We start from the raw sequence: 12,951 nt of genomic DNA, 5'->3' as shown, positions 1-12,951 counted from the left end.
TAAACTAGCTTAATTCTAGGTAAAATAATAAATCAGTTAATTTATTTAAATGTAAAGTTGGACGTGGACTAATTGGCATTTTTGCTTTCTTGGGCGCTAGCCAAAGAGAATCCAGGTTAGCATTTTCGGCACCCTGAATTTCATCGACTAAGTTTGTCCCAATTACAAGACAAGTGGCTGGCGTCAGATTCTGCTGCTGCAATATTGTTGTCAAAACCTTCTTATTTGGCAATTTACTTGCAAAATCGTCTTTAAAATAAACTGCGGAAAAATAATTTATTAGTTCTGTATTTTGCATGCGTGATGAAGCCACATCTTTTTTCTCTTTTGTCAGCAAAACCAAGTTAACTTTGTTTTTCACCTCATCTAAAAAGGGCACTACATCTTTATTTAACTGATCTTGTTTTTGCAACTGGTTATAAAAAGTGCCTTTCGCAGAAATCCAGTCATTTATAAAGAATTCCTGCAAAGTTAATTTAATGCGCTCATCAAATCCTAGTAATTTAATCTTTTCTTGTAATGAATTATATTGTATGCGCTCAGCTGGACCATATTCTCTGCCAGTTAATTTCAAAGTTTGCCTAAGTGCATTTTGTTCTGCAACTTTTTCGTTTAATAAGCTTCCTTCAAGAATAAAAATTAAAGTTTCATATTTTGCCAAGTGTACTTTTCCTTTCATTAACTAACCCTCTGCATTATAACGATTAGCTAACCCAAATTAAAGACAAATATTAATGAACACGTTTTTACTCATAATTTTCTGAGTTCTCACAAAGCCACCTACGTTGTTTTATTATTTTTACTATAGTTCAAGAAATTGTAATTAATATGTTAAAAATTATTGTGTTTTACGAAAATTGTGATTCTATTTAGATAAATATCTAATTAGATATTTATCTAAATAGAAAGGAAAAGAAACTAATGTGAGTTTTGAGTCTAGTTTTAAGGCCTTGTCAGATCCAGTGCGCCGCAAAATATTGCAGCTTTTAAAAAATGGACCAATGTCGGCAGGAGATATTGCTAATCATTTTAATATGACTAAAGCTACTATTTCATACCATCTTAATATGCTGAAAAAGGCTGATTTAATTGAAGAGGAACACGAAAAAAACTTTATTTATTATTCGCTAAATACTTCTATTATAGAAGAAATTATGGGTTGGCTTGTTGATCTGAAAGGAGATCATGATGAAAAAGAATAGTATTCGTCAAACAGAATTAATCTCGCTTCTGCTAATCTTATTTCCAATTTTGACTGGAGCATTTTTATATAATCGTTTGCCGCAAAAAATGGCCACACACTTTGGAATGACTGATATGCCAAATGCTTTTAGCAATAAATTGTGGGTCATTATTGGTCTGCCTTTTTTGGGAATTATCCTTCAAGTAATGGTATTTTTGATCTTACGCAATCAAAAAGAAACCAAAAATCTTGATTTTAAGATAGTTAATATTACGCTTTGGCTTGTTCCTGTTATTACTAATATCGTAAATCTGTCACTTTATGCTTATGCACTGGGTCATAAAGTAAAAGGTTCCTTTATACTTAGTGCTTTTTTGGGACTGTTCTTTATTATTTTTGGTAATTATCTGCCTAAAGTTAGTCCCAATCATGTCGTTGGCATTAAATTACCATGGACTTTGAATAATACGGAAAATTGGCGTAAAACACACAGATTTGCCGGATGGATCTTTTTTATCAGCGGCATTGTTCTGCTTCTAACTTCTTATTGGGAAATGTATTGGACGGTTATATCCGTCACTATTATAGTTATTTTACTTCCAACTTGTTACTCATATTTGTTAAGTAAGAAAGGATATTAAGTAACTTAAGAAACTGAGAGATGAATTTAAAACAAAATATTTATTTTAGAGAAGAATTGGCTTAATTATCGACTAAAGTTAATTCTTTTTTTGTGTGCAAAAACTATAATGTTTCAGTAATTATTATTTAGAGACTAATTAGTTAAATCAAACTTCATTATTAAATAGACAATTGGTCAGAATTAAATACCTGCTTAAATTATTTTTCAAGAGCATTATAATAGAAATTAACTTTTAAAAGGGAGTTAATTTGAATGGCATCTATTTTTTCACTGATTTTTATATTAATAGGGGGCATAGCCAGCGGTTTGTTGTCGTCAGTGGCTTCAATGGCTTCTCTTGCTTCATATCCGGTATTACTAGCAGTTGGTATTCCACCGATTTATGCCAATGTCACAAATGATGCCGCCTTGATTTGGACTAGTATTGGTTCGACTATTTCTTCAACAAAGGAGCTTAAGGGACATTGGCACCAAGTGGCCTTTTACTCTATATTTACTATTGTAGGTTCTTTAATTGGATGTCGTTTATTGTTAGCTTTTCCATCTAGTGTTTTTGAAAAAGTGGTACCAATTTTTATTGCTGGCTCGGGTGTTATGGTAATTGTTTCAGGTAAGCATCATAGTTTAGAACCGCATAAAAGACCACTTTGGCAGGAAATTTTTTATATTGCTGCATTATTAGGGATGGGTGTTTACACCGGTTATTTTGGAGCCGCCGGTGGTGTAATTGTGCTAGTTTTATTAACTTATATTACTGATGAAAAGTTTATAGTTGTCAATGCAATTAAAAACGTCATCTGTGGACTAGCGAATCTTGTTGCTCTAATAGTTTTTATTTTTACTTCTCGAATATACTGGATGCAGGCAATTCCTCTTGCTATTGGGATGTTTATTGGCGGTTATTTAGGAATGGATATTTTGCGTAAAGTTCCTGCTAAATATGTGCGTATCTTTATTGCAGCACTAGCATTTATTCAGGCTGGGTATTTCTTTTATAAGGCATATATGTTATAGTTTAAAGCACGTTAAATGAAAGGAGAATGCAAATTGGCAACAGAAATTTATATTGTCCGTCATGGCGAAACAATGTTTAACCAGTTAAACAAAGTTCAGGGATGGTGTGATTCTCCGCTGACAGTCAAGGGCATTAATGACCTAAAGGTAACTGCAAATGCATTGAGCCAAGTTCATTTTGACAACATGTATTCTTCTGATTTGAAGCGCGCGATTGATACGGTTCACTTAATGAAGGACGCTAACCAGGTTTCAGAAATTGGCAAGATTAAAAAATTGCCTGAGTTTCGGGAAGTATTTTTTGGTTCTTTCGAAGGTGATGATATAGAGGAAACCTGGAATGAAGTTGCACTGGCAGCAGGAGTTGGTCCGCAAACAGATGTAACCAAAATTATCAATCAGGTTGGAATTTATGAATTTCGTGAGGCTACAAAAAAGGCCGATCCGCGTCATTTGGCAGAGAATAAAAAAGAGCTGGATGAACGGATGGTAAGGGCGATTGACGTTCTCCATGAGCTGACTAAAAATGAAAAAAGAGTTTTAATAGTTTCTCATGGCGATTTTATCAAAACCTTAGCCATTAAGTATTGGAACCAGAGTGATGGTCTCCATGATATTGTTTTTCCTAATAACGGTAGTGTCACTCGGGGAATTCTTCGTGATAACGGTAACTTTGAAATTGTAGATTATAATGTAAATGCTGAAGATATGTAAAGTCCTGCTTAAAAGTAGGGCTTTTTTTATCTTTATTGCTTGAAAGGAAAAAATATGAAAGATCATACTACAAAAAAATTTGCCTATGTAACTGCACTTAATGTTGTTATTACAGTTGCAGAATTTATTGGTGGTTTCGTATCAGGTTCTTTATCTTTATTATCTGATGCGGTACACAATCTTAGCGATGTCGGTGCAATAATTATTTCGTTTGTGGCACATATCATTAGTAACAGACGCAGTAATAAGCGAAAAACTTTTGGCTATGACAGGGCTGAAACTTTGGCTGCCTTTACCAACGGTATAATTCTAATTTTAATTAGTATTGTTTTATTTGTGGAAGCTATTGAAAGATTTTGGAAACCAACAAAAATCAGTGGCGGCATAATGCTAGTTGTTGCAATTATTGGTTTGATTTCAAATGTAGTTTCAATGTTGGTAATGCATCAAGGTGGACAGCAAAATCTAAATGTGCGATCCACTTTTATGCATATGCTAAGTGATGCTCTTTCCAGCGTAGCAGTTGTAATTGGTGCAATTTTTATTTATTATTGGAACATTAGCTGGATTGATCCGGTGATGACTTTATTAGTGTCGGTCTTCGTTTTTCACGAAGCTTGTGAAATAACAGAAAAGGCAGCAAATGTGCTAATGGAATCTAATCCTGACATCGATCTGGATGAAGTTAATAAGATAGTTTTATCTTTTCCTGAAATAAAAAATATACATCATGTACATGTGTGGCGTTATAGCGATCGTTATGTCATGCTTGATGCACACGTCAATGTTGATGCTGATTTAACAGCTGGTAAATTTGAATTTTTAACGCAACAAATTAGTGCAAAATTACAAAAATTAGGAATTAACCATATTAATTTTCAAGCAGAATGTGAACGAGGAAAAAATGATAAAATGATTGTAAATGATCGTAATCAAGAGTAATCAGGAGAAAATTAAGGTTGAAAGTTAGTATTTTTACTGCCGTTATTGTTTTAATAGTAGGCTTATATGATATTGCTTATGCTTATAATAGACGCTATCGTAATCATAATCACGGAGTAACTCCTTTTATGATATTGGGAATCATTTTTACAATTAGCGGCTTAGCTTTAATAATTATGCATTGGGTGAGATAAAATGGTCAAATTAGTGCTTTTAAGACACGGTGAAAGTACTGCTAATAAAGCCAATGTCTACACGGGTTGGAATGATGTTGCCCTAACTGATAAGGGTCGAAAGCAGGCTAAAAAAGCTGGCAATTTGATTAAGAGTATTACCGATTTTCACCCAACTCATATTCACACATCGGTATTAATGAGGGCAATTATTACAGCTAATATAGTTGCAGATATTTGTAATTTTTTATATTTGCCCATTACTAAAACTTGGCGTTTGAATGAAAGGCACTATGGCAATTTACGGGGCATTAATAAAGACGAATCGCGTAAAATTTTTGGTAAAGAACAAGTGCTGGAGTGGCGGCGTGGATTCTATGCGATTCCACCTGAAGGTAAAAAAGTAACATCCAGACGTTATGCTAATTTTGATCCGCACTTTTTGCCGCGAACTGAAAGTCTTTACCAAACACAAAAGCGAGTTATGCCTTATTACTATGACAATGTAGCTAGCAGATTAAAAAAAGGGGAAGATCAATTAATCGTTGCTCATGGTTCCAGTTTACGAGCATTAATTAAAGAATTAGAAAGTATTGATGATCAAGAAATTATTAATCTTGAAGTTCCAAATGCACAGCCAATAGTTTATATATTTGATCAGCAAATGAATATTGTTGACAAAAAGATTTTACGTTGCTTTTAGTTCTTAGTAAGGTTTTCTACAAATGTATGTTAAAATCTATTACGATATCATTTAAAATTTACATTCTTAGTTTGGAGTAGAGGCATGCGTAAAATATTTTTATTACGAGGCGCACCCGGCTCCGGTAAATCTTCATTTATTTCTCGTCATCACTTACAGCCATATGCAATTAGTCGTGATCAAATTAGATTGTTGCTGGCGAATTTAACCTATTATTATGAAGAAGATACCGATTGCTTACATCAAGTAATTCCGCGTTATGCAAATGAGCAAACGGAAAAAGTGGTGGATTACCTCGTTGAAGAAAAAATGAAACGTGGCGAAACGGTTATTGTAGATAGTACGCATATCTTTGCGGAGAATATTGAGCATTATCAACCATGGGTTGAACGTTATCGCTATGAATTGTTTGTTGTCGATTTAATGTACCATAAGAGTTTGCGTAGTTTATTAAATCGCAATGAAGTTCGCAGACAATATGATTGGGTAAAGCCTAATGTAATTAGGGAAATGTTTTTATCTTATCAAGATAATCTGGATGTGCCGGAATGGGCTCATGTTATTAATCCCAATCAATTAGGAAGAGCACTTTCACAAAAAGAAAGCAATTTGGATCATTTTGCTCATGTGATTGCAATTCCTGACCATGTGACTGAAGAAAATTTTCCTCATGTACATATTTCGAATTTCTATTTTTCATTTAATGATTTGTTTACTGAAAAGTATGGCACCTACCGCAATGTAGTTACAATTGGGAAAACCAAAGAAGAGGTTGTTAACGACTTTCGGTTGCCATTTTTTGTTTTTAAATTTCATCACAAACATTTTTTAATTTCGGCTTTTCCGATTCGAAATGAAATGCTTGATCCGATTAAAAAAGTTAAAAGTGTGTGGTCATATTCTACGGGACTGGCTAATCCTGCTGATTTTTTAGAGCCATTTCCACAAAGTCACCCGGAACATGTACATCAATTTAATTTATGTAAATTGCATCCAGATAGACTATTACATATTTGGTAATAACTATAAAAAGAGTTTCATTCTTATGAAACTCTTTTAGTTTTCTTATGCTTTTTATTGCCATTGCTGATAATAAAAAAAGAAGTATAATATGATTATTGACTTTTGATAGCGCTTTTAAAAAGGAACAGATAAAAATGAAAATCAACGAAATTAGGACAGAATTTGCTAATATTTATCATGAAAATCCAACTAGGTGTTACTTTTCTCCTGGTAGAATTAACTTAATTGGTGAGCACACAGATTATAATGGTGGTCATGTATTCCCCTGTGCAATATCTTTAGGAATTTATGGTGCAGCCAGTCCTAGGACTGATGAAAGATTTTGCTTTTATTCTGCAAATTTTGCCGATATGGGAGTAGTTGAAACCGATATGCACCAGCTGCAGTTTGCCAAAGAAGATTCATGGGCAAACTATGCAAAAGGGATGCTTCATTTTATGCTCGAAAATGGGGCCAAGATTGATCATGGACTTAATATCTATATTAATGGCAATATTCCTGATGGTGCAGGACTGTCTTCGTCTGCAGCCTTAGAAATGTTAATTGGCGTTTTATTGCAGGATCAATTCCACCTGTCTTTTACTAAATTGGAAATTGTTAAAATGGGAGTTAAGACCGAAAATGAATTTATTGGTGTTAACTCGGGCATTATGGATCAATATGCTGTAGCAATGAGTAAAAAGGATCATGCCATTTTGCTTGATACTGAAAAGGTGGAGTCTGAGCTGGTACCCCTTGACTTGAAAGATAATGTTATCGTTATTATGAACACTAACAAGAAGCGAACCTTAGCGGACTCAAAATACAATGAGCGCAGAGCAGAATGTGAAAAGGGATTGCAATTTTTGCAACAAAAGCTTTCAATCCAGTCTTTAGGCGAATTAAATAATCTGATGTTTGATGAAAACAGCTATTTGTTGCCTAGTGAAAATTTGCTTAAACGCTGTCGACATGCTGTTTGGGAAAATGAGCGCACATTAAATGCTAAAAAGGCACTCGTAAATGGAAATCTAATCGAATTTGGCCAGTTAATGAATGCCTCACATATTTCTTTAGAATACGATTATGAAGTTACTGGTAAAGAACTCGATACTTTAGTTCATACAGCTTGGAAGCAACATGGTGTCTTAGGTGCGAGAATGACTGGTGCCGGTTTTGGCGGTTGCGCCATTGCATTAGTTGCAAAAAACAAGGTTGCTGCTTTTAAAAAGAATGTTGCAGATACCTATCAAAAAGAAATAGGCTATTTGCCCTCGTTTTATATTGCAGAAACAGCTGATGGCACAAAAGTACTAAAATGATCGGAAAGTTAAGATGAGTGAAAATAATTTAGTTGAGAAATTTATTACACTAATAATCGCACAAAGCGAATTCACAGAATTAGATCGGATATACCTACGCAATAGAATATTGGCTCTTATTGGCGATGATGCAAGAAAAGTTAAAACTAACAAAAAAGATCTTTTAGACCTTAAAGACGAATTGGTTAAAGTTGCTCAAATAACAGGTAAATGCGCTAAAGCTAATTCAGCGGAAGACATTTTAGGTGCACAGCTGTTAAATTTCATTGTGCCTAGACCTAGTATAGTGAACCAGAAATTTTGGAGTACTTATAAAGAATCACCCCAAAAAGCGATAGCTAATTTTTATCAATTGAGTAAAAACAGCGATTATATCAAGACTCGAGCTATTGCAAAAAACATTTATTTTGTCGCTGAAAGCGAGTATGGCGATCTTGAAATTACAATTAATCTTTCCAAGCCGGAGAAGGATCCAAAGGATATTGCAGCTGCTAAAAATAATCCAGCTGTCTCTTATCCGCAATGTCAATTGTGCATGGAAAATGAAGGTTATTTGGGTCAAGTAAATTATCCAGCTCGCACGAATCACCGTATCATTCGTTTTGAGTTGGGAAATGAAACTTGGGGTTTTCAATATTCACCATACGCCTATTTTAATGAACACTGTATTTTCTTGTCACCAAAACATGAAAAAATGGTAATCAATAAACAGACTTTTGCTAATTTACTGGAAATAGTTAGCAAATTTCCTGGTTACTTTGTTGGTAGCAATGCGGATTTGCCGATTGTAGGTGGTTCAATCTTGTCTCACGAACATTACCAGGGTGGAAAGCATCTCTTTCCTATGGAAAAAGCACCGGTGGTAAAAACACTTAATTTTAGTGGATTTAATGATGTAGAAGCAGGTATTGTTAAATGGCCCATGTCAGTTATCCGGCTAAGAAGTCAAAATCAAAAAAGTTTGGTAAAACTAGCAGATAAAATTTTTACAATTTGGCAAAGTTATAGTGATGAAAAAGTTGCTGTTAGAGCGTTTACTGCTAATATGCCTCATCATACAATTACTCCAATTGCTCGTTTACATGGTCATATTTATGAACTTGATTTAGTTCTCAGAGATAATCAGACATCGGCTAAGTATCCTGATGGTATTTTCCATCCTCACTCTGATGTGCAGCATATTAAAAAAGAAAATATCGGTTTAATTGAAGTAATGGGATTAGCAATTTTTCCACCACGATTGAAAACTGAATTACTTGAGGTAAAAAAGTTTTTGCTTGACCAGCCTAACAATATTGCACAAATGCATCTTGACTGGGCTAAGAAAATTAAAAGAAAGTATGAAATAACCAGTGAAAATGCAGATCAGATTTTGCAAAAGGAATTGGGTCTCATTTTTGCTCGTGTCTTAGAAGATGCAGGAGTTTTCAAGCAAACCGCTGATGGCAAAGCAGCCTTTATGCGTTTTGTTAAGGAGGTCGGGCTAAATTAAATTTCGGATTTTGTTTAAAGGATCCATATGAGCGAAAAGCAAAAATAAGACATTTCCAATAAAAATTAGGTTAATTTTTTGTAACTCTCTTTTTTAGCACACCATTTATTTGATAATTTATGTTATACCTGATATAGTATTCAAAGATATATTAATATGAGGATGGTGCCAATGCTAAGCCGAACCAAAAAATTTATTCTGATTATTTTAATTATTTATCTTCTCTTAACTACCTGGCAAATTGTCTTGGCTGTTAAAGATGGGGCTGGATTAATACCATTAAACGGCAAAGCAGTTGACATTTCTGTTATGCTTTTCTTTTCCATTCAGCCGAATGGCTGGAATGAAAATATCATAAATTTAGTTATGATGTTAGCATTCGTTCCCACTTTTGGAGCTGGTCTCCTAATCTATTGTAAAAATAATAATATGTTCGGTGCTGTTCAACAAAGAATTGGCTATCATGATTTTGTGAAAGGTGGAATTATTAACTCCTTTATTGTTGGATTTCTATTTTCTTTGATAACTAATCTCTACCAGTTAGCATTGATTAGGGTATTTTATTATCCATTTTTCTTTAAAATTAGACCCAGAAAATTATATATTGGTGCCAGACCAGGATATTTTTCTACTAACCAACTGATCGATTTATGTTCGTATGTTATATTAGCTGCTGTTGGTTGGGGTATTTTTGCTGTTTTTATTTTCAGCATTGGTCTTTTTGTATCAAAAAATAGTATTTATCTAATCTTAGGTCCGTGCGTGGGTTTAGGTTTGACTTTATTGTCAGTCTTAATGTCCATGTGCAATAAATTTTTGCTCTTTGTCTCGTATTCGTGTTTTCCATTTGCTGTACTTGCACCGGGTCAGTTTGCGTTAGCCTCGCGTTTGCCACCGATTAATTCATATTTATTTTTTATGACGGTGGCACTGATTTATCTTTTATTTGCTGCTTGCCTGATTAAACTTTGGCGGAAGAAAAAAAGAAGGCTGGGCTGATTATGCGTTTAAAGCGAATACAACGCAAGCTTGTCTTAACCGGTTTTCTCATATTTTTTATAGGATTAACAGGTAGCATTATCCTGATAAAAACAGGTTTGCCAGAAACTATGGAATTGCCAAATGAATACCTCAATTTTCATTTGGTATCTTTATATTTGCAACCAGCGATCTTCTTGTTACTTTATAAACAGATACTTACTTTTCGCAACATTAATGTGTTTATAACGGTGAGAAGAAAGAGAAGGTGGATGATATTTCATTTAATAGTACTGGCTGCAATTTATTGCTTATTATTTGTATTAGGATTATTTGTACCTTATTTTTTAACTGGTTACCCTTTATTTAAATTTGGCAACCCTATTTTGGGCACTGAACTCATAATACTGCATGTATTTGTTTTTTTTACTTCTACTTTGGTTGCTAGTCGGAGGCTACAACTGGCATAGGCCATACTTATTATTGTTTATAGTCATAATTATAGATTTAATTTACCATTACTATATAGAGAAAAATATTTTGATTAGTTATAGTCCTTTGTATGACGAATTATATAGGGCTATTCATGAAATTTATGGTGGCTTTTAAGGAGAAATAATGTTAGAGCTTAAGCAAATAAAAAAATCTTTCGGTCAGAAGCTGGTTTTAAAAAACATATCTTTGCTAGCTAAGCCAGGAGAGCTGATTCATATCTCTGGTATTAATGGTTCTGGAAAGTCCACTATTTTTAAAATTATTACCGGTTTATTAGAGGCAGACAGTGGTGAAATTAGGCTGGATAAAAATGATATTGTTGGGGCACTAATTGAAAATCCTGATTTTTTAGAATATGAATCGGCAATGACCAATCTTCATTTTCTGGCTAATCTTAATAAACGGTTTAATGAAAAAGAAGTCAGAGGATTACTAAGATATTTTATGCTTGATCCAGATGATCCAGAACCTATTGCTAAGTACTCTGTTGGCATGAGACAAAAGGTTGGTATCATTCAAGCTGTGATGGAAAACCAAAATATTATTTTGTTAGATGAACCAACTCGTGGAATTGATCAGGAGAGTATTAGCTTATTTTTAACCATGTTGAAAAAATTAAAACAGCAAAATAAAATCGTTGTAGTTGCCAGCCATGATCAAATTAATGAACTTAAATATGATCGTCGATTCATATTGCATCATGGAATACTGCAAGACGAATAAAATAGCTTTAAATATTTGTTCAAACTAATAAAAACAGCATTGAGAAAATTCCTCAATGCTGTTTTATATTTTAACTAATTTTATATAACTAATAATTTTACTTAAATGCTAATGCGCCCATTGGATCCCAAGGTAATAATTGAATTGGGTCTTTAGCACCTTCATCAAAAGCTTTCTTTAAGTCATCAGGCAAGAATTTCTTGTTGATAACTGCTTGGTAAACAAAACTGTCAAACCAGGAATCGCTCATTACAAAGTAACCTTTAAAGCCAGGCTTTTCTCCCCAAGAGTTTTCAATCTTCCATTTAGTAGGCTTGTCATCAACTAAGTCAACACCAGTGATAACCATAGCGTGATCCATCATACTTTCACTGGAATCAAGCATATCTGCTTTTGACATTGAAAAGTCAACGTCAAATAGCTCATCGCGCTTGTAAATATCTGTATCTAGCAAACCAAGTTGTCTTTCTGAATCTTTACCAACATTTGAACCAAACCAAACAACTTCTCCAGCTTTAAGTTGCTTAATAATCAAATCTTTCATTTCAGAAATTTTGACGTTAAGATGGCGAACTTGCCGACCACCAACAACATTACCCAAGTACTCAACGGAAAAAACTTTATGATATGGTTTATCATCTGTAGGTGAATTAATGATTGAAACGTGATCTTCCAAATTCATGCCTACGAATTTATCAAAGAACTCCTTAGGCGTAATTCCTGCTTCACGGTGATAATTACCATCATCATCTTTATATTCAAAGTCAAATTTCTTTGGCGGAACTCCTAATGAAATAGCCAAAATGCGGAAGACTTCGTTTAAAAAGTCATTCTTGCGTTGCTCAACTTCATCTTCTGACTTGCCGGCGTTAACTAAATTGCGTAATTCTAAGCCATCTTTACGCAAAAGGGTATTCAAAGTATCATTTAAAGCACTTGAATTATTGGAATTAGCTGTTTCTGGATAAACTGACTTAGGTACGATTCCATATTTCTCTACTAGTCCACAAAGCATGTCCCATTGACCACCGTCTTGTTGTGGTGTAGCAAACAAGAAGCTAACTTTACGGTCACCGAGTGGTTTCTTGGCTGAAGCAATCACATTTTCAAAGAAAAAGTTTGATTTTTCAAATTTATCCCAGAAATTAGTGTAATTTTGTGATAATTCAAAATCCTTAATCTTATATTCCTTTTGGATTGGGTGGCGCATAGTATTCAATGCAGAGAACATCCAGCAACGACCGGACTGCTTTTGATCAGCAGGCTTGCCAGTATCAATTTCTACTGAAAAGGTTGGTGTTAAATCAATCTTAGATTGCAAGTTTTGACTAGCTTTATAGATGCCATTTTCTTGGGCGGCATGACTCGCAATATTAATACCAGAGTGATTCGCTAAATCTTTTGTGAAATCATCAATGGCTGCACTTGTAATTTCTTTTGTCATATTAAATAGATCCTCCTTAAACAAATTAATACTATTTTAGCTTATCCGACTGAAGTAGTCTATCTCTGAAAATTTAATTATTGTTAAAAAAGTATTTGTTTTTACCTTACTTATTTAATCTTT

General features: G+C 33.9%; 15 protein-coding genes. 13 read left to right on the top strand and 2 right to left on the bottom strand.

Translation table 11 applies throughout. The features are described from left to right. Nucleotides 1-4: 4 nt before the first annotated feature. Nucleotides 5-661 carry an HAD family hydrolase gene (locus LACWKB10_RS06720; RefSeq protein WP_034980519.1) on the bottom strand — a complete coding sequence of 219 codons (657 nt, stop codon included), beginning with the start codon at nt 659-661 and terminating at the stop codon, nt 5-7. 262 nt (nt 662-923) lie between these two features. Between LACWKB10_RS06720 and LACWKB10_RS06715 the strand changes: the two genes are divergently transcribed. The 13 genes from LACWKB10_RS06715 to LACWKB10_RS06660 all read left to right on the top strand — a co-directional run bounded on the left by LACWKB10_RS06715 (nt 924) and on the right by LACWKB10_RS06660 (nt 11,384). Further along, nucleotides 924-1,202, top strand: coding sequence for an autorepressor SdpR family transcription factor (locus LACWKB10_RS06715; RefSeq protein ID WP_034980372.1), 279 nt, complete (start codon nt 924-926; stop codon nt 1,200-1,202). Beyond that, nucleotides 1,189-1,824, top strand: a complete 636-nt coding sequence (locus LACWKB10_RS06710; RefSeq protein WP_034980370.1) for an SdpI family protein — start codon at nt 1,189-1,191, stop codon at nt 1,822-1,824. The genes LACWKB10_RS06715 and LACWKB10_RS06710 overlap by 14 nt, the downstream gene beginning before the upstream one ends. A 254-nt stretch (nt 1,825-2,078) precedes the next feature. Next, nucleotides 2,079-2,840, top strand: coding sequence for a sulfite exporter TauE/SafE family protein (locus LACWKB10_RS06705; RefSeq protein ID WP_034980368.1), 762 nt, complete (start codon nt 2,079-2,081; stop codon nt 2,838-2,840). Between the two features lie 33 nt (nt 2,841-2,873). Then, nucleotides 2,874-3,554, top strand: coding sequence for a histidine phosphatase family protein (locus LACWKB10_RS06700; protein ID WP_034980367.1), 681 nt, complete (start codon nt 2,874-2,876; stop codon nt 3,552-3,554). Nucleotides 3,555-3,608: 54 nt separating this feature from the next. Further along, on the top strand, nt 3,609-4,496 hold the full coding sequence (locus tag LACWKB10_RS06695) for a cation diffusion facilitator family transporter (protein WP_034980365.1): 888 nt from the start codon (nt 3,609-3,611) through the stop codon (nt 4,494-4,496). Between the two features lie 17 nt (nt 4,497-4,513). After that, complete coding sequence (locus LACWKB10_RS10260; RefSeq protein ID WP_162833770.1) at nt 4,514-4,690, top strand: hypothetical protein; 177 nt, start codon at nt 4,514-4,516, stop codon at nt 4,688-4,690. 1 nt (nt 4,691) lies between these two features. After that, a complete protein-coding gene (locus tag LACWKB10_RS06690; RefSeq protein WP_034980363.1) occupies nt 4,692-5,372 on the top strand; it encodes a 2,3-diphosphoglycerate-dependent phosphoglycerate mutase in 681 nt (226 codons plus the stop codon). An 84-nt stretch (nt 5,373-5,456) separates the two neighbouring features. Further along, a complete protein-coding gene (locus LACWKB10_RS06685) occupies nt 5,457-6,392 on the top strand; it encodes an AAA family ATPase (protein ID WP_034980362.1) in 936 nt (311 codons plus the stop codon). Between the two features lie 137 nt (nt 6,393-6,529). Then, nucleotides 6,530-7,696, top strand: coding sequence for a galactokinase (locus LACWKB10_RS06680; RefSeq protein WP_034980361.1), 1,167 nt, complete (start codon nt 6,530-6,532; stop codon nt 7,694-7,696). Between the two features lie 13 nt (nt 7,697-7,709). After that, nucleotides 7,710-9,188 (top strand): UDP-glucose--hexose-1-phosphate uridylyltransferase, encoded by a 1,479-nt coding sequence (locus LACWKB10_RS06675; protein ID WP_034980359.1) that lies wholly within the window; start codon nt 7,710-7,712, stop codon nt 9,186-9,188. Between the two features lie 171 nt (nt 9,189-9,359). After that, on the top strand, nt 9,360-10,187 hold the full coding sequence (locus LACWKB10_RS10245) for a hypothetical protein (RefSeq protein ID WP_034980357.1): 828 nt from the start codon (nt 9,360-9,362) through the stop codon (nt 10,185-10,187). 2 nt (nt 10,188-10,189) lie between these two features. After that, on the top strand, nt 10,190-10,636 hold the full coding sequence (locus tag LACWKB10_RS06665) for a hypothetical protein (protein ID WP_034980355.1): 447 nt from the start codon (nt 10,190-10,192) through the stop codon (nt 10,634-10,636). Nucleotides 10,637-10,784: 148 nt separating this feature from the next. Continuing rightward, the gene (locus LACWKB10_RS06660; RefSeq protein ID WP_034980353.1) at nt 10,785-11,384 is read left to right on the top strand and encodes an ATP-binding cassette domain-containing protein; all 600 of its coding nucleotides are present in this window, start codon (nt 10,785-10,787) and stop codon (nt 11,382-11,384) included. Between the two features lie 97 nt (nt 11,385-11,481). On the opposite strand, the gene pepC is transcribed toward LACWKB10_RS06660, so the two are convergent. Further along, entirely contained in the window at nt 11,482-12,828 is a 1,347-nt protein-coding gene (gene pepC / locus LACWKB10_RS06655; RefSeq protein ID WP_034980352.1) for an aminopeptidase C, read from the bottom strand. Nucleotides 12,829-12,951 lie beyond the last annotated feature (123 nt).

Source organism: Lactobacillus sp. wkB10, assembly GCF_000760615.1.
In the GTDB taxonomy this organism is placed as follows: Bacteria; Bacillota; Bacilli; order Lactobacillales; family Lactobacillaceae; genus Lactobacillus; species Lactobacillus huangpiensis.
Note: the sequence above shows the minus strand (reverse complement) of the source record. Positions and strands in the feature narration are given on the sequence as shown.